At 56.3% G+C, this 16,788-nt stretch carries 14 protein-coding genes and 1 riboswitch; of the genes, 6 read left to right on the top strand and 8 right to left on the bottom strand.

Features of this window, described 5'->3' with window-relative positions; all coding sequences use genetic code 11:
• Positions 1 to 99: 99 nt before the first annotated feature.
• Positions 100 to 426: a hypothetical protein gene (locus CAF79_RS29220; protein ID WP_170929780.1), complete on the bottom strand. Its 327-nt coding sequence runs from the start codon at positions 424 to 426 to the stop codon at positions 100 to 102.
• Between CAF79_RS29220 and CAF79_RS23800 the strand changes: the two genes are divergently transcribed.
• Genes CAF79_RS23800 through CAF79_RS23785 form a run of 4 tightly spaced genes read left to right on the top strand, consistent with a single transcriptional unit; the run spans position 425 to position 4,463 of the window.
• Positions 425 to 1,402: a tripartite tricarboxylate transporter substrate binding protein gene (locus CAF79_RS23800; protein ID WP_085700589.1), complete on the top strand. Its 978-nt coding sequence runs from the start codon at positions 425 to 427 to the stop codon at positions 1,400 to 1,402. The genes CAF79_RS29220 and CAF79_RS23800 overlap by 2 nt on opposite strands.
• A gap of 56 nt (positions 1,403 to 1,458) precedes the next feature.
• A complete protein-coding gene (locus CAF79_RS23795) occupies positions 1,459 to 1,917 on the top strand; it encodes a tripartite tricarboxylate transporter TctB family protein (protein WP_085700588.1) in 459 nt (152 codons plus the stop codon).
• A 1-nt stretch (position 1,918) separates the two neighbouring features.
• Positions 1,919 to 3,433, top strand: a complete 1,515-nt coding sequence (locus CAF79_RS23790) for a tripartite tricarboxylate transporter permease (RefSeq protein WP_085700587.1) — start codon at positions 1,919 to 1,921, stop codon at positions 3,431 to 3,433.
• A complete protein-coding gene (locus CAF79_RS23785) occupies positions 3,426 to 4,463 on the top strand; it encodes an AbrB family transcriptional regulator (protein ID WP_085700586.1) in 1,038 nt (345 codons plus the stop codon). Before CAF79_RS23790 ends, CAF79_RS23785 begins: the two co-directional genes overlap by 8 nt.
• Before the next feature lie 67 nt (positions 4,464 to 4,530).
• On the opposite strand, the gene ung is transcribed toward CAF79_RS23785, so the two are convergent.
• The gene (ung, locus tag CAF79_RS23780) at positions 4,531 to 5,226 is read right to left on the bottom strand and encodes a uracil-DNA glycosylase (protein ID WP_085683353.1); all 696 of its coding nucleotides are present in this window, start codon (positions 5,224 to 5,226) and stop codon (positions 4,531 to 4,533) included.
• Between the two features lie 132 nt (positions 5,227 to 5,358).
• On the opposite strand from ung, the gene CAF79_RS23775 reads away from it, so the two are divergent.
• Positions 5,359 to 6,471, top strand: coding sequence for an enoyl-CoA hydratase/isomerase family protein (locus tag CAF79_RS23775; protein ID WP_085700585.1), 1,113 nt, complete (start codon positions 5,359 to 5,361; stop codon positions 6,469 to 6,471).
• Between the two features lie 299 nt (positions 6,472 to 6,770).
• Here the strand turns inward: CAF79_RS23775 and CAF79_RS29610 are convergent, their stop codons facing one another.
• From CAF79_RS29610 to CAF79_RS23750, 6 genes are all read right to left on the bottom strand, one after another.
• Positions 6,771 to 7,265 carry a hypothetical protein gene (locus tag CAF79_RS29610; RefSeq protein ID WP_139832625.1) on the bottom strand — a complete coding sequence of 165 codons (495 nt, stop codon included), beginning with the start codon at positions 7,263 to 7,265 and terminating at the stop codon, positions 6,771 to 6,773.
• Positions 7,266 to 7,313: 48 nt separating this feature from the next.
• A complete protein-coding gene (locus CAF79_RS23770; protein ID WP_170929779.1) occupies positions 7,314 to 12,107 on the bottom strand; it encodes a calcium-binding protein in 4,794 nt (1,597 codons plus the stop codon).
• Positions 12,108 to 12,109: 2 nt separating this feature from the next.
• Positions 12,110 to 12,970 carry a hypothetical protein gene (locus tag CAF79_RS23765; protein WP_085700584.1) on the bottom strand — a complete coding sequence of 287 codons (861 nt, stop codon included), beginning with the start codon at positions 12,968 to 12,970 and terminating at the stop codon, positions 12,110 to 12,112.
• 31 nt (positions 12,971 to 13,001) lie between these two features.
• Positions 13,002 to 14,216, bottom strand: coding sequence for a glycosyltransferase family 4 protein (locus CAF79_RS23760; RefSeq protein WP_085700583.1), 1,215 nt, complete (start codon positions 14,214 to 14,216; stop codon positions 13,002 to 13,004).
• A 203-nt stretch (positions 14,217 to 14,419) separates the two neighbouring features.
• A complete protein-coding gene (locus CAF79_RS23755) occupies positions 14,420 to 14,821 on the bottom strand; it encodes a hypothetical protein (protein ID WP_085700582.1) in 402 nt (133 codons plus the stop codon).
• A 178-nt stretch (positions 14,822 to 14,999) separates the two neighbouring features.
• On the bottom strand, positions 15,000 to 15,263 hold the full coding sequence (locus tag CAF79_RS23750) for a hypothetical protein (protein WP_085700677.1): 264 nt from the start codon (positions 15,261 to 15,263) through the stop codon (positions 15,000 to 15,002).
• A 284-nt stretch (positions 15,264 to 15,547) separates the two neighbouring features.
• Positions 15,548 to 15,648, top strand: a riboswitch (guanidine-I (ykkC/yxkD leader).
• 63 nt (positions 15,649 to 15,711) lie between these two features.
• On the opposite strand from CAF79_RS23750, the gene CAF79_RS23740 reads away from it, so the two are divergent.
• Positions 15,712 to 16,779: a putative urea ABC transporter substrate-binding protein gene (locus CAF79_RS23740; RefSeq protein ID WP_085700581.1), complete on the top strand. Its 1,068-nt coding sequence runs from the start codon at positions 15,712 to 15,714 to the stop codon at positions 16,777 to 16,779.
• Positions 16,780 to 16,788 lie beyond the last annotated feature (9 nt).

Here is a 16,788-nt window from a genome sequence, read left to right as displayed (position 1 = left end):
CGACGCCATTCTTTGCGGCGGAGTTTACAGCCGCAACCGCCACTGTGAAGCCCGAAAACACGCGAAAGAATACTGAAAGGTTAGCGAAAGGTTGGGCCGTTACAGTCGCTTCACCGAGGGTCCCGACTGCCGACCTTCGCCGTTTTCTCCGTTCCTGCACCATAGCTTCAAAACGTAGCTCTCGAAAAACGCCACGATGCGTTTTCGCCAATAAGAACAATAACGAGGTACTGCATCATGCTGTCCACACAGCTTCAGGTTGACCCGTTTCATTCTTCCTCTCGTATTTCCCCGTTTTCGCTTGTCAGCGCCATCGTCGGCTGCGCGGCGTTCAACCCGTCCGGGTCTGAGCCTGTCAGCCTGCACGCGCGAAACTGCCGCACCTGAAATATCCCCAAAAACAACAACTCCCATGGAGACACTCATGAACCGATCCCTGCGCCGTTTCGCCCTCGCCGCCGGTTGCGTATTGTTCGCCGGCCAACTGATGGCCGAACCCAAACGTCCGGAATGCATTGCCCCCGCCTCCCCCGGCGGCGGTTTCGACCTGACCTGCAAACTGGCGCAAAGCGCGCTGGTCAACGAAAAACTGCTGACCAAACCGATGCGCGTGACCTACATGCCCGGCGGTGTCGGCGCGGTGGCGTACAACGCCGTCGTGGCGCAGCGTCCGGCTGATGCGGGCACTTTGGTGGCGTGGTCCAGCGGTTCGCTGTTGAACCTGGCCCAAGGCAAGTTCGGTCGGTTCGATGAAACCAACGTGCGCTGGCTGGCGGCGGTCGGCACCAGCTACGGCGCCATCGCGGTGAAAAACGACTCCCCCTACAAAACCCTCGACGATCTCGTGCAAGCGCTGAAGAAAGATCCGAGCTCCGTGGTCATCGGCTCCGGCGGCACCGTCGGCAGCCAGGACTGGATGCAGACCGCACTGATCGCTAAAGCCGCCGGGATCAACCCGCGCGACCTGCGCTACGTCGCCCTCGAAGGTGGCGGCGAGATCGCTACCGCCCTGCTCGGCGGCCACATCCAGGTTGGCAGTACCGACATCTCCGACTCCATGCCGCACATCCAGAGTGGTGACATGCGCCTGCTGGCCGTGTTTGCCGAGAAACGCCTGGACGAGCCGGAAATGAAAGACATCCCGACTGCCCGCGAACAGGGTTACGACATCGTCTGGCCGGTGGTGCGCGGTTTCTACCTCGGGCCGAAAGTCAGCGATGAAGACTACGCCTGGTGGAAAGCCTCCTTCGACAAACTGCTGGCCTCCGACGACTTCGCCAAGCTGCGCGATCAGCGTGAACTCTTCCCGTTCGCCATGACCGGTCCCGAGCTGGACACCTACGTCAAGAAGCAAGTGGCGGACTACAAGGTGCTGGCCAAAGAGTTCGGCCTGATTCAGTGATCGTCTCTGTCTAGCGTCCATGGCCCTTTCACCGGGGCCATGGCAGGAGTTCCCTCATGCTTATTCAACGCATTTTTGCCTCGGTGCTGTTGCTGGCCTGCGTCGGCCTGGCACTGATGGCGTGGCCTTACCAGGCGGCGTTTTCCTACGAACCGGTCGGCCCCCGGGCGTTTCCATTGCTGATGCTCGGCCTGATGGGCCTGGCGTTGCTGTACATGGTTTTTCGTCCAGCGCCCATCAAGCACAGCGACGACGAGCCGCCACTGGACCGCGAAACCCTGACCAAGATCGGCATCTGCGTGGCCCTGCTGCTGGTGTTCGCCGGCACTTTCGAACCCCTTGGTTTCATCGTCGCCAGCATCATCATCGGCGTACCAATGGCCCGACTGTACGGCGGCCGCTGGTTGCCGAGTGTGGTGATCATCAGCCTGATGGCCGTAGGTCTTTACCTGCTGTTCGACCGTTTGATGGACGTTCCGCTGCCCCTCGGCCTGCTCGACGTTCTGGAGAACTGATATGGATACTCTCGGTTATTTGGGTCAGGGCTTCGGCGTCGCGCTGAGCCCGTACAACCTGGTCACGGCCCTGACCGGCACGCTGATCGGCACCGTGGTCGGCTTGTTGCCGGGTCTGGGGCCGATCAATGGCGTAGCGCTGCTGATCCCCATCGCATTCGCCCTCGGCTTGCCACCGGAATCGGCTCTGATCCTGCTGGCAGCGGTGTATCTGGGCTGCGAATACGGCGGCCGGATCAGTTCGATTCTGCTGAACATCCCCGGCGAAGCCTCCACCGTGATGACCACTCTCGACGGCTACCCGATGGCCCGCAAAGGCCTGGCTGGCGTGGCGCTGTCGTTGTCGGCATGGAGTTCGTTCATCGGCGCCTTCATCGCCACCTGCGGCATGGTGCTGTTCGCGCCGCTGCTGGCGAAATGGGCGATTGCCTTCGGGCCGGCGGAATATTTCGTGTTGATGGTGTTCGCGATTGTCTGCCTGGGCGGCATGGCCGGTGACCGACCGCTGAAAACCTTCATCGCGGCGTTGATCGGCCTGTTCCTGTCCAGCGTCGGCATCGACGCCAATAGTGGCGTGTACCGTTTCACCGGCGACAACATTCACCTGACTGACGGCATTCAGTTCGTGGTGCTGGTACTGGGCCTGTTCTCGGTCAGCGAAATTCTCTTGTTGCTTGAAAAAACCCATCGCGGCCAGGAAGCGGTAAAAGCCACCGGCCGGATGATGTTCAACTTCAAGGAAGCGGCTTCGGTGTTCGTGGTGAACATCCGTTGCGGCCTGCTCGGTTTCATCATGGGTGTGTTGCCGGGTGCTGGCGCGACCCTGGCCAGCGCCGTTGCTTACATGACCGAGAAACGCATCGCCGGAGCCAGCGGCAAGTTCGGTCAGGGCGACGCGCGCGGCCTCGCTGCGCCGGAAACCGCTATCGGTGCCTCCGCCTGCGGCGCGCTGGTGCCGATGCTGACCCTCGGCGTTCCGGGTTCGGGCACCACGGCGGTGATGATTGGCGCCCTGTCGCTGTACAACATCACTCCGGGCCCACTGCTGTTCCAGCAACAACCGGACATCGTCTGGGGCCTGATCGCCTCGCTGTTCATCGCCAACATCATGCTGGTGATCCTGAACATCCCGATGATCCGTATCTTCACCCGCATCCTCGCTGTACCGAACTGGGCACTGGTGCCGGTGATCGCGATCATTACCGGGATCGGCGTCTACGCCGTGCACGCGACCACGTTCGACCTGTTCCTGATGGTAGGCATCGGCATCTTCGGCTACATCCTGCGCAAACTGGACTTCCCGCTGTCGCCGGTCCTGCTGGGGTTCATCCTCGGTGGTCTGATGGAGCAGAACCTGCGCCGTGCACTGTCGATCTCCAACGGTGCGCTGGACATCCTCTGGTCGAGCCCGATCACCTTCGGTGTCTGGGTGCTTACAGCGATCATGTTGCTGATGCCACTGCTGCGCATCTGGCGCAAACGCTCGGCCGCGCAACGCGCTATCGCCGATGTCTGATCGGCTCTCCCTTAAAACGTGGTGGGGAACCCCGCTGGTCGGTCTGCTTGGCGGTTACATCGCCAGCCAGATCGGCTGGCCGCTGCCGTGGATGGTCGGCTCGTTGCTGGCGATCATCCTGGTGCGCTGCCTGACCCCGTGGCAATTGACCGAAATACCTGGCGGCCGCAAATGCGGCCAGTGGATCGTCGGGATCGGCATCGGCCTGCACTTCACCCCGCTGGTGATGGAGCAGGTACTGAGCCACTTCGGCCTGATCTTTTTCGGCGCGCTGGTCACCAGCCTGTCGGCGGTGGTCGGCGTGTGGCTGATGCGCCGCACCGGTGAGGATCGCGCCACGGCATTCTTCTCCAGCATGCCCGGCGGCTCCGGCGAGATGGTCAACCTCGGCGCACGCAACGGCGCGATGCTCAGCCATGTCGCGGCCGGGCAGAGCTTGCGGGTGCTGGTGGTGGTGCTGTGTGTGCCGGCGGCATTCAAATATCTGCTGGGCGATGGCGCACCGATTTCTCACGCCGGCAGCGTCGATTGGCGCTGGCTGGCGATTCTTTTTCCGGCGGGCGGCCTGCTCGCCTGGTTTTGGCAACGTTTGCGTCAACCCAACCCATGGCTGTTCGGCCCGCTGCTGGTCAGCGCAGCAGTGAGCATCGGCTGGGATCTGCACATCGGTCTGCCCAATGGCGGCAGTCAGATCGGCCAGTGGCTGATCGGCAGCGGTCTGGGCTGTCACTTCAACCGGCAGTTCTTCCGCCGGGCACCGTCGTTCATGGGACGGACGTTGATCGGCACGGCGCTGACCATGTTGATCGCGACACTGGCGGCGTTGGGACTGAGTGCCATGACCCATCTGGATCTGCGATCGCTGACCCTGGGCATGATGCCCGGCGGAATCGCCGAGATGAGCCTGACGGCAGAAACCCTGCAATTGTCAGTGCCGCTGGTGACGGCGATGCAGGTGATGCGGTTGTTGTTCGTGTTGTTTCTGGCGGAACCGTTGTTCAAGTACTGGAACCGTAATCCCGAAGCCTGATCCGGTTTTGATCGTTCCCACGCGGACGCCTCGACGTGGGAACGAGATTAACCGCCAGCCCTGAGCATCAGACCACCGACGGCAGACGCCACTCGATCGGCGCTTCGCCGTTCTGCTCCAGGAACTTGTTGGTGCGGCTGAAATGCCCGCAACCGAGAAAGCCGCGATAGGCCGACAGCGGCGACGGGTGCACCGAGGTCAACACCAGATGCTTGGTGGCGTCGATCAGCTTCTGTTTGCTCTGGGCATGGGAACCCCAGAGCATGAACACCAGATGCGGCTGCCGCTGACTGACCACCTCAATGATCCGGTCCGTGAAGAACTGCCAACCCTTGTCCTTGTGCGCATTGGCGTTGGCGCGCTCTACGGTCATGGTGGTGTTGAGCATCAGCACGCCCTGATCCGCCCAGCTCTGCAAGTAGCCGTGGTTGGGAATGTCGATGTTCAGGTCGCGCTTCAACTCTTTATAGATGTTGACCAGCGAAGGCGGCGCCGGCACGCCCGGTTGCACCGAGAAACACAAGCCGTGGGCCTGGCCCGGGCCGTGGTACGGATCCTGGCCGAGGATGACCACTTTCACCTTGTCCAGCGGCGTCGAATTCAACGCATTGAAAATCAGCGGTCCCGGCGGATAGATTTCCTTGCCGGCCGCCCGCTCCTGCTGCAGAAAAGTGCGCAACTCTGCCATGTAGGGCTGGTCGAATTCGGCACGCAGTGCCTCCTTCCAGCTCGGTTCGAGTTTGATACGGTCGTCAGCAGTCATGGTCATACCCGGCAAAATCAGTGGGGCGAACCCTAGGAAAGCCGACCACGCTTGTCAATTGATCTGACGCAGATCCGGCACTTTCCCACACAGCGATCATACTGATCGTTCAAATTCCCGATCGAGGTCACGATGAATCTGCACTTCGAAGAACTCACCGGCACCGACGGCGCGCGCATCGGCGTGGCCACGCTGGATGCCGAAAAGTCGCTCAATGCGCTGTCCCTGCCGATGATCCACGCCCTGAGCGACAAACTGAACGCCTGGGCCAAGGAGCCGCAAATCGTCTGCGTGCTGCTGCGCGGTAACGGCGCCAAGGCCTTCTGTGCCGGTGGCGAAGTGCGCAGCCTGGTGGAAGCCTGTCGCGCCCATCCCGGCGAGGTTCCGCCGCTGGCCGCGCAGTTTTTCAATGCTGAATATCGGCTGGACTACAGCCTCCACACCTACCCGAAGCCGCTGATCTGCTGGGGCCATGGATATGTGCTCGGCGGCGGCATGGGCCTGCTGCAAGGCGCGAGCATCCGGATCGTCACGCCGAGCAGTCGACTGGCGATGCCGGAAATCAGCATCGGCCTGTACCCGGATGTCGGCGCCAGTTGGTTTCTGTCACGACTGCCGGGCAAGCTCGGTTTGTTCCTGGGTTTGACCGGCGCACACTTGAACGGTCGCGATGCGATTGATCTGGATCTGGCCGATCGCTTCCTGCGCGACGAACAGCAGCAGGAACTGATCGACGGTTTGTTGCAGTTGAACTGGCAGGAACAGACCGCCATGCAGCTCAACAGCCTGCTCAAGGCGCTGCAGCAGGAAGCCGTGGCGCAAATGCCTGAGGCGCAATGGCTGCCGCGTCGGCAGCAGATCGATGAATGGCTGGACGTCAGCGACGTGACCTGCGCCTGGAAAGCCCTCAGCCTGCATCGCGACAGCAGCGATCTGTTGATTGCCCGTGCCGCGAAAACCATGAGCGAAGGCTCGCCACTGACGGCGCATCTGGTCTGGGAACAGATCGTCCGCGCCCGCCACTTGTCACTGGCCGAAGTCTTTCAGATGGAATACACCCTGAGCCTCAATTGCTGCCGGCATCCGGAGTTCAGCGAAGGGGTCCGGGCACGACTGATCGACAAGGACCACAAACCGCACTGGCACTGGCCGGACATCGCCCGGGTGCCGGACGCGGTGGTCGAGGCGCACTTTCACAAGGTGTGGGAGGGGCGGCATCCGTTGGCGGATCTGTCGCAATACTAGAACCTATCGTTACCCGCGATGGCAGTCTTTTGGGCTCTGTCGCGGGAAGTTTGAGCCCGTTGCGAAACTATCTGCGATCAAATATTCAACTCATAAAACGCGATTATTTCCTTCATTGCCCGCAACGCCTCTTCATCATTTCTCGGCAAGATATCCTCTACGTCCCGTAAGGGAGGTAGAGGGTGCAAAAGCTCAGTGAGCTGGTTCGCCGTGTAATTTTTAACAGCGCCCTCTTCTCCTTGAACGCTGATGAAGCTGATAGCGGCATCGCCTCCTGAAAAGTGTTCGGAGACACGAACCTATGGAGACATGCCATAACTCACTACGATGACGAGATCATTCCGTTCACGGTGGAACTTGAGTTGACCAATCGACAGTCCGACCTCCGAAAAATCTATACCGTCAGTTCCGCCGCCGGCATTGATTACCAGGTCTCGCCCAAGCCCATCATATTTATAAACATCATTGCCCCCGCCACCGGACAAGGTGTCATTGCCCGGCCCACCGTAAAGCACTTCATCACCTGAGCCACCGCCGAGCAGATCATCTCCTTGCATCCCTCTTATTTCACCAGTGCCGCTGAGGGTGTCATTACCGCGACCGCCCACGAGCGGTAGAAAACGGTTGTCTCGAAAAGACTTAACCTGAGTAGCGTACTGAACGGTGATGCCATGATGATAAGTATCGGGGGCAATGCCTAAGCGGCTAACGACGTCTTTAAAATTGATGCTCGAGCCATCAGCAAACCTCACCCTTTCAATTCCGGAACCACTGAGATCGTTCGGATTGGGCAAAACGATTCGTACTTTTTGAGTTCCGCCCCATTCGATATCGAGTGTGGTTTACAGCATCTGGGCTCGAGGCGGTTGACGATGAGCCCCACGCGGTGGGGTGGGTGACAGTTCAATATTTACCGCCTCAACCAACACAGCACCCCAGGTTAGTTTCAACTTATCTGGTTTCGCCTCTTCCGGAAGAACGACGGTATCAATATCAAGCCCCCCAAACTCTTCATGCCACCCAGAGGCTCCAACCTCGGGGCGCAAAAAAACAGGGTCAAGAACGTCGGCAATAATGGTGGTTGCGCCATCATGCGCTTCAACTATGTAAGTGTCGGGACCGTTTTCGCCGTAAAGCCAATCTTCTCCCGGCCCACTGATCAAATAATCGGCACCCGCGGAGCCGAGCAGTGTGTCGTTGCCTGCGCCAGCTGATAAAAATGCGCCTGGGATCCTGTCGCTCACCCCGCCGTACTTAAGCACTGAACCAGCATAGGTAACCACCAAGTCATCTCCTGCACCGCCATGAAAGAGATTTCCCACTTCGAGATTTACCCTGCCGCCAGCGTCATTACCATGAACAACTTTATGCTTGATCGTTTGGGTAGTAGAGCTCCAGCGAAACGCTTTACGAACAATTTCATGATTTTCAAAACTGCCAGCGGGGTACACGTACCACCCCAGAATAGCGCCCGAGTGGTCTATATCTTCGACTACAACATCACCCACGTTGAACGAGAACCCCGAATAACTGGAGCCAGACGGGTAATATTTTGGCTTTTGTTTCGGTAATTGCGCAGTTTCTGCTTTTACAAACTTGAACGTGGTTTTCGTTGCAGAATTTGACTGCCTTTCAGTCACCACAGCGTCAGCGGCAATCGCCCCCATCCACTCAGGTGTATTGGAAAAGACTCCGGCTTCAACGTCCTCATGGATCAGTTCGGCGCTGATGGCATAGCCACTTTTGTCGGTAGCAATATGACTTCTAACCCAAACACCCTGATCGTTCAGTGCAAATCCTGATGCCTGCCGGGCCGCTGAGCGCTTTGTGTTCAGTTCCGAAAGAAAAAGGCTATCCCACCGGGTGTGACGACCCGTTTCACTGCCTTCCCTCTCAGTAGAAGCGGCTAAGTCATCGGGCAGTGTCTGGACGACTGCTTCGCTCTCACTCTCAATGTCCTGCTTTTTTTCGGGATCGGGTACCGCAGCAACTGTCGTAGACAGATCCGTTATATCTACCGGTTGCACCGTTAATTTGATTACATCCTGGAAATTCAGGATCACGCCGTCGCTGAACCTGAACGTCGAACCTGCCCACTTTTCATGGTGAAGAATCAGAAGCGCGTCACCAATACCATTCGACAGCCGCAACGCCGTGCCCACATCAAGATTGACGATCTTGGCCTGCAAGTTCTCCGCAGAAAATCCATCACCAAAACTTACGACATTGTTGCCACCTGTATCGGTAACAACATCCAGTCCATCACCCACTCCGAAGTAGAAAACATCGTTACCCTGCATCCCTTCCAGATAATCGTTGCCGGCACCACCCTCAAACACGTTATCGCCAGGGCCGCCGCGCAAATAATCGACTCCCTCCCCGCCAACCAGCGTGTCGTTTCCACCACTGCCCAGCAAAGTGTCGTTGCCTGAGCCGCCGTCAAGAAAATCGGCGCCATGTTCTGCTTCGGATGTTTGCTCGTAGTCCCCCACCAAAAGGTCATCATCGGCACCGCCCAAAAGCGTATCGGCGCCCAAACCACCCCAGAGCGTATCGTTTCCTGAATTACCTTGAATGTGGTCATCGTTGGTTCCGCCCGCTTTCAAGTTGGGCTCATCGCCATCCAGAGCGTCGGCGCCTGATCCGCCTATCAGTGTGTCGGAGCCACCCAAGCCACGGAGTGTGTCGTCACCCGCACCGCCATCGAGATAATCATCACCGTGATAACGAATCGGGTGTTCATGGTAATCACCGACCAATTCGTCGTTACCGCTGCCACCGAAAAGCGAATCACCGGCACCGCCGCCCCAAAGGGTGTCATTTCCCTCGCCGCCATCCAGAAAATCACTTCCGAAAAAGTCTGCGGCAACACCCGAAACGCCTCGCAGTACGTCGTCATCACCTTTCAGAACGTCATTGCCGCTGCCTCCGTACAACACGTCGCCACCACCATTGCCATCAAGGTAGTCATCGCCACTGCCTCCCGCCAACAAATCGTTGCCATGATGGCGGCTGTCGAGACCGCCACCCCAATCGAGGTTGTCTCCTTGCAATGTGTCATTGCCACTCCCGCCAGCCAGCGTGTCATTACCCTCTTCGCCGTACAGTGTGTCGTCGTCACTTCCGCCATCGAGCAGGTCATCTCCCCTGCCGCCATTGATAAAATCCCGGCCACCCTGCCCATAGAGGATGTCGTCACCGCCCTCGGTGGGACTATTCAATGAAAATTTGTCAAAGACGCTACGCATGCTGATGACGCCATCACTGAGTGGAACGTCGATGCGCTTGACTGTCCAATTTTGCTCATGTGCACCGGTTGTTTGATCACCGGACAAATTGTCATCACCTGCTCCCCCAATCAGCGTGTCTCGACCGTTGCCGCCGAGCAGCACGTCTCGCGAGACAGTGCCGACAAGCAGGTCATCACCCTGCCCACCATCCAGCCAATCGCCACGGCTAGCCTTTCCTTTTGTTGCATCGGCAAATGCATTTTCCAGCGTCGTCTGCTTGTCACCGAATAAACGATCGTTGCCTTCTTTGCCGAACAGTCGATCAGACCCGCCAAGACCAACGATGAGGTCATCTTTCGGTGATCCGTAAAGCAGGTCCGCTTTGTTCCTCTGTTTAACATTGGGCAAAAGCAAAGCGTTGCCCAACTCATCGTAAGAAGGCTGATCTCCGCGAACATTGGGGTCGTTATCTTTAATTTTCCAGTCGCCTTGAAGGACCAGATCGGGAGCGGGGAACGCCTGGTCCTGGTAATCAGGAAGATCAATGCCGAGCATCCCCGGATTGAAGTTCTTCACGACGATGAGATCACTCAGTCCGTATTTAATGTTCAGCGTGTTTTCAGCCTGATCTTCAATGAGCGTCAAGCTGATGGCTCGATCTTCCGTAAGCCAGATATTGCTGAGCGGAGCACTGCGTTCGAGAGGTGGGATCGGAAGTCCATTTATCAGCAATCCGCCCCCAACGTGCGCATCAAAAATTTCGTCGATTCCATCTCCGCTGGAGAACTCATACCGATCGTTACCTGGCCCACCAGCGAGAGAGTCGTTACCCTTGCCACCCACCAACACATCATCACCGGCCATACCGTACAACGCATCATTGCCATCGCCTCCTGTTAAAGAGTCATTGCCGCGAGCTCCCTGGATAAAGTCATTACCGGACAGCCCACTGATTGAATCGTTGCCGCCACCGCCGTAAAGATGATCGGTATTTGTCCCGCCACCAAATGATCGTCCGCCGTCATCACCAAACATGACCAGAGGGTTTGAGACGCCGGTGGTCATAAGGGCCTGTTTGCCCGAAGCCAGATCCGAATAGGAAAAGGTCTGGACAGTATTTCGACCGAACGATCCATTGGTTCGCGCAATCAGCCGGGCCAGCATTTCAGAGCGATCGGCAAGCCACTGTTCAGTGATGAAGCCCTCGCCCGTTTCTGGGTCGTAAAGCTCCAGGCCGCGTCCGGAAAAACCGTCGGCCCGCTCAATCACGATTTCGCTTAGTTGCTTGAGGGAATTGCGTAACGCGGCGCCGATTGGCGTTGCCTGACTGGCCAACGTTGCCCAGTCCTTGGCACTGCCATACTCGCCAATGGTTCTGGTAACGATGCTTTGCGATTGAGACGGAGAAAGTGCGGAGAAAAATGTGTAGGCATTGGAGGCGAAGGTTTCGTCGGTGGTAGGCGTGGCGGCCGAGTTTCCGTCGTAGGTTCGCCTGAGCATGTCAAAGAAATCATTCAGGTTATATCGCAATATCAGGCTGACAATAGGTGAGATGGGCGTACCTTTCACCACATGCTGAATCAGTGGATTGATGCTGCCACTGGCGAGAGCGATATTTATTTGTTCGGGCAGAACTGAAAACAGGCTTTCAACCATATTCGACCCGAAGTTTTTAATCACTGCCTGCAATGCAACACTGTATGAGTCCACGACAAACAGAACATTCTTTAGGTCATCAAGCCTGTTTAACTTGGCAAGATGATGATTCCCTTTTATATGGGAATCCGGATCACCGGCGGAGATCAACCTCCAAGTTTCATATGGTTTTTCTCCACCCAACAGGCTGAAGCCGATTGTTCCAGACCATCCCGCATTACGACTGGTAGCTGTATCAATTTCATCAACATCTTCACGAAATAATACTTTACCAATAGCGCTCGCATCGATTTCTGCAATTTGGCTTATGGAGGGCACAGTCCATGGAGCCAAATCATGCTCAACGGAGCCTTTTATCAACGTATTCATGAGATTGACAGCCACCTGATTAGATGACTGTTGCATCTTCGAATCGCTGATTTTTTTATTTAACCTTAACTCCCCCTGCCGCAGGGTATAAGCTCGGATCAATGCAGAATAAGCGCCCACTCCGCCATTTGCATCAATTGCTACATCGAGCCAGAGTTTGGCATCTTTAAAAATGCCCATTACGCTCTCATCGAACGCAGAACCGCCTAAGAATTTCCCACCCAAAATATTCGACAATGTACGATAAAGTACAGCGCAGTTTCGCCCCTCCACTGCCATCGCAAAATACTCTTCCTCCTCGACATTGAATTTCATTCCCTCACAAATATTTGCAGCCTGCAAAATTTCCAACTTTTCCAAACCACTGAATATATAGCTCATATTCATTTCCCTGTAATAATTGAATGTGAAAGATAGTCGCTGACAGCCTTAAGCGCTTCTGGAGCACCCCGCAAGCCCTCGGTACCCAAATGTATACGAGCATCCCCACCTGCAAAGTCGAAATGGTGCAACTCGACCGTGCAATACGTACGTAAACTCCCAAACTCCAAATTCTCCAACTGCTCCTTATTCATTTTCAAAAGATATGCTTTACTCAAACCACTGGCAGAAGCTTTAGATTCGGGCGAATTTAAACCAATACAATTTATCTTCCGTGGTGTTCCATCACGCCGGCGCCAGTCGGGCATAACAAAAATTCGAACAGAGAATTCATTTTTGATACTGGGTGGAGGCGCGGTAAGCCAAAGTTCCAGGCCTGGATAATTTTTCAGCTTAACAATCAGTTCATCCGGCCAACTCACATGCCGCCCGCCCATATTGTGCGGTGCCGTGGTATTCCCTCTGGTGAAAAGCCTGGCGGTAACGTGGTAATGCGTCCAGCTGCTGGGTGGTTCTACCCCAAGAGTTTCATACACAGGAAACAGTTCTTTTCCCGTCCACCAGAATGAGCCATCAAGAAGATCGGCAATACAGGAACCGTCGCTCCTTAATGTCGATCCAAAATGAAACCCGGGAATCTTTGTTCGGTCCAGAAGACTGCCGCCAAGTATCGGAACCTGCTCCATACCCGCCAGCTTCCTGCTGCACGCCCCTTGTTTCTTCTGATAAATCGCCCGCGCTTCTGCGGCCTCCTCCCATCGGATACAGAAATCAACGACCCAATAACAGATCGCTAGTAACACTCCATATTTAATTCCCCTTCCGCACTGGCGAAAAACTTCCTTGCGAGACATCTTAAGCATTTCAAATCTCCATTTTAAAATGACTAACCCATCACTCGACGCGACCACCATCCGTTAAGCTTTTAAACACATCAAAGTATCCGCTTACACCCTTAACCACATCGAATTTGTTTGCCGTCAACCTCGCCGCTTCCTTCATTGAGTCAAACTCACCGGGAGAAGTTATAACCCTGCAAACTGCCGAGGCGATTTCTTCAGCGTCAAAAAAATCAACAAGCATCCCGCTGACTCCATCTTCGACAACTTCCTGTACGGGAGCGGTATTTGAACCTACGACAACACAGCCAGAAGCCATTGCTTCCAACAGAGACCACGACAGTACGAACGGATACGTCAAATACACGTGAGCCTTTGAAAGACCCAGAACCGATCTGTATGTTTGATAAGGCAACTTCCCAACAAAGTGAACATTGGAAATATCAATATCCACCTCCGCAATCATCTTGCTTCGCCAGTTGGGGTATCCAATGGGCATCCGCCCATAACTGACACCATCACCACCGATTACAACAACCTGTGCACTGGGGCACTTTTCATGGATATAGGGAATGGATCTCATAAAACTATGAAAGCCTCGGTACGGTTCGAGGTTTCTGGCGACATAAGTCACGATAGACTGACCTGCTTTTATCACGCGCCCACTCGGCAGCGTTACAGACTCGACCTTTTCTGATTCGGAAAATTGAACAATGCCTTCATGAATGACACGAATTTTCGACTGATATATTTTCGGAAAAAGACTGCGCTGCCATTGTGTAGGTGCAATCCCGGCATCGCACTGCTCAATATTCAGGAGATGCATCGAATTCAAGACTCTAAGCCTTGAGGACGCATCCATCGCACAGGGAAACTCAGGATCGAAACCAGAGTCTGCCTCACGCGCTCGGTAATAGTACTCACAGAAATGAACTAGCGGCACATCGGGGTAAACATCTTTGACGAATAGCGTTTCACCCCACCCCGGATGGGCAAGAATCACATCAGGCCGAAAGCCTGCCTGGCTGAGCCTCTTCAATATTCGTTGAACTTGTTGCCCGTCCGAAACGGCCTCTTCATATCTATGCAAATAGCCATGAACGCCATTAGCCATATGCCTTGATGGTCGGTATCGAAATAACCTTACCCCGGCAATACCTGGCGCTGTATCGCGTCCAATTGCAATAACTCCCAAACGTCTGCGCAATGCTTCCAACGCCACATGACGAAACTGACCGGGAAAATTCTGATGAATGATAAGAAGATTCATATCTGAGCAATATCCCGCGCTTATACACCTCCATGAAATTGAAGTTTTTCAACATCAACATGTGCATACAAACGCTAACAAATGTTCAGAAGTAAAACTGTAGGAGGGATCCGAGAACCCCCTAGGAGATGGTGCGATCCACACCAGCACAAAAAGCAGGCACAAAAAAAGCGGCGCTCAATGCGCCGCTTTTTTGCGAGGGGTTACCAGCGGTTGCCGTGCCGGTTGTAATCGCCGCGTCCGCTGTGACGGTCGTAGTTGCCGCGACCCCGACGATCATCCCAGCCACCGCGGCGATGGTCATCCCAGCGTCCGCGATCATGACCGTGCCAGCGACGGCTCTCATAGTAGCGCGGGGCCGGTTGGTAATAACGAGGCGCCGAGTAATAGCGTGGAGCCGGTTGGTAATAGCGCGGTGCTGGCTGGTAGTAGCGCGGCGCCGAGTAGTACGTGCTGCCGCCGGTGTAATAAGTGCCACCGCTGTAATACGAAGGTGCCTGCGATGTGTAGACCTCTGAGCTGTAGTAGCCATCTCCGTAGGAATAAGGGACGCATCCGCCAAGGGAAAAAAGCATCACGGTAAACAGAAGAATTCGGCGATACATGGCGGCCTCCTGGACCGCGGGTAGCCACACCAGCGACGCTGGCAGGCGTCAGTCTTTTATTCGGCGACTGACGAAAAATCAGACAGCGTTTTCGGCATCTGGTGCGTTTCTGCAACAACTTGAAACAAGTACTTCATGAAACCTTGTTCATCCAAAAACGCCTTCATTCAGCCGCTGATTAGTGGTGCCCACCGTGGTATCCACCGCCGTGATAACCCCGTCCATAGCCGCCGCGATAGCCATAACCGCCGTAGTAATAGCGGGCACCGCCGTAGTAGCGCGGACCGTAATAACCACCGTAGTAATAGGGCGAGTAATAGCCGGGATAGTAATAGGGCGAGGAATAAACATCGTAGCCGCCGGCGTAGTAGTAACAACCGGACAGCCCCAGACCGAGCACTGCTCCCGGCAGCACCCAACGCAGCAATTTTGAAATACGCATGGCGGCCTCCTGAAAGACCTGTGACAGCAGTCGGCACAGACCGGCTGACATCACGTTTGACTGGCTGACCGCTACCGAGTGCCCACGCCCCACCGAGCATCGGATCAGCGGCCATCGCGCTGCATCACGGTGCAGGCGCGCACCAACACAAAGCGTCGCCGCCACCTGCCATCCGAACCCCTCCACCCGCAAGCCGCGTCGCAGAAGGCTCGCCGCGACTTGGCACGCCTCTCGCTTTAGCAAACCCGTGCAGGAGTCATCACAGGTTCGCGGCACCACAATTTGCAATGGCTGACTAGGGTTCCGGCTCGCATCTGCGAGTGGCTGGTCCGAGAGTTGGCGACCTCCAGTTGAGGTTACACGGCGGGACAAAAGCCCGGGAGACAAGCCACCGTTCGCGGTGCCGCGTTGCCTTCCTGTCCGCCCTCGATCAACTGGAGAAGCCACCATGTCCCGACTACGTTTGCCCGCCCTGCTCGCCGCCACGTTCGCCGCGCTCGTCAGCACCCAATCCCCCGCCGCGCAGAAAGACCACTTCAGTGTCTGCTGGACGATCTACGCCGGCTGGATGCCATGGGAATATGCCGGCAGCCAGGGCATCGTCGATAAATGGGCGAAGAAATACGGGATCAAGATCGACGTAGTCCAACTCAACGATTACGTCGAATCGATCAATCAGTACACCGCCGGTCAGTTCGACGGCTGCACCATGACCAACATGGACGCGTTGACCATCCCGGCCGCCGGCGGCGTCGACAGCACCGCGCTGATCGTCAGCGATTTCTCCAACGGCAACGACGGCATCGTTCTCAAAGGCGAGGGCAAGAAAGTTGCCGACCTCAAGGGCATGGACGTCAACCTGGTCGAACTGTCGGTCTCGCATTACCTGCTGGCCCGCGCGCTGGACTCCGTCGACCTGACCGAGAAAGACCTGAAAGTGGTCAACACCTCCGACGCCGACATTTCTGCCGCCTTCAACACCGAGCAGGTCAACGCCGTCACCACCTGGAACCCGATGCTCTCGGACATCAAGGCCAAACCCGGCGTGACCGAAGTCTTCAATTCCAGCCAGATCCCCGGCGAAATCATGGACATGATGGTGGTCAACAGCGCCACCCTCAAAGACAACCCGGCCCTGGGCAAGGCGCTGACCGGCGCGTGGTTCGAAGTGGTCGAGCTGATGAACGCAAAAAACGCTGCGAGCAAAGCCGCGCTGGAGCACATGGCCAAGGCCTCGGGCACCGACCTGGCCGGATTCCAGGCGCAACTGGACACCACCAAACTGTTCGCCACCCCCAAAGAAGCCCTGGCGTTCGCCACCAGCAAGCAACTGCCGGAAACCATGCGCAGGGTCGCCGAGTTTTCGTTTGAGCACGGTTTGCTCGGCGAAGGCGCGAAAGACACCAGTGCGGTCGGCATGGCGTTCGCCAACGGCGTGACCAGCGGCGACACCGCCAATCTCAAGCTGCGTTTCGATCCGACCTACGTGCAGATGGCCGCCGACGCCAAGCTGTAAGCCACGGAG

Origin of the sequence: Pseudomonas sp. B26(2017), from assembly GCF_002113045.1 — a bacterium.
Lineage (GTDB): Bacteria > Pseudomonadota > Gammaproteobacteria > Pseudomonadales > Pseudomonadaceae > Aquipseudomonas.
Note: the sequence above shows the minus strand (reverse complement) of the source record. Positions and strands in the feature narration are given on the sequence as shown.

Bases quoted from the DNA above. Each gene is read 5' to 3' on its own strand.
- CAF79_RS23760 (WP_085700583.1), bottom strand. From the start codon at position 14,216: ATGAATCTTCTTATCATTCATCAGAATTTTCCCGGTCAGTTTCGTCAT.
- CAF79_RS23790 (WP_085700587.1), top strand. From the start codon at position 1,919: ATGGATACTCTCGGTTATTTGGGTCAGGGCTTCGGCGTCGCGCTGAGC.
- CAF79_RS23750 (WP_085700677.1), bottom strand. From the start codon at position 15,263: ATGCGTATTTCAAAATTGCTGCGTTGGGTGCTGCCGGGAGCAGTGCTC.
- ung (WP_085683353.1), bottom strand. From the start codon at position 5,226: ATGACTGCTGACGACCGTATCAAACTCGAACCGAGCTGGAAGGAGGCA.
- CAF79_RS23800 (WP_085700589.1), top strand. From the start codon at position 425: ATGAACCGATCCCTGCGCCGTTTCGCCCTCGCCGCCGGTTGCGTATTG.
- CAF79_RS23795 (WP_085700588.1), top strand. From the start codon at position 1,459: ATGCTTATTCAACGCATTTTTGCCTCGGTGCTGTTGCTGGCCTGCGTC.
- CAF79_RS29220 (WP_170929780.1), bottom strand. From the start codon at position 426: ATGAGTGTCTCCATGGGAGTTGTTGTTTTTGGGGATATTTCAGGTGCG.
- CAF79_RS23765 (WP_085700584.1), bottom strand. From the start codon at position 12,970: ATGCTTAAGATGTCTCGCAAGGAAGTTTTTCGCCAGTGCGGAAGGGGA.
- CAF79_RS23755 (WP_085700582.1), bottom strand. From the start codon at position 14,821: ATGTATCGCCGAATTCTTCTGTTTACCGTGATGCTTTTTTCCCTTGGC.
- CAF79_RS23740 (WP_085700581.1), top strand. From the start codon at position 15,712: ATGTCCCGACTACGTTTGCCCGCCCTGCTCGCCGCCACGTTCGCCGCG.
- CAF79_RS23775 (WP_085700585.1), top strand. From the start codon at position 5,359: ATGAATCTGCACTTCGAAGAACTCACCGGCACCGACGGCGCGCGCATC.
- CAF79_RS23770 (WP_170929779.1), bottom strand. From the start codon at position 12,107: ATGAGCTATATATTCAGTGGTTTGGAAAAGTTGGAAATTTTGCAGGCT.
- CAF79_RS23785 (WP_085700586.1), top strand. From the start codon at position 3,426: ATGTCTGATCGGCTCTCCCTTAAAACGTGGTGGGGAACCCCGCTGGTC.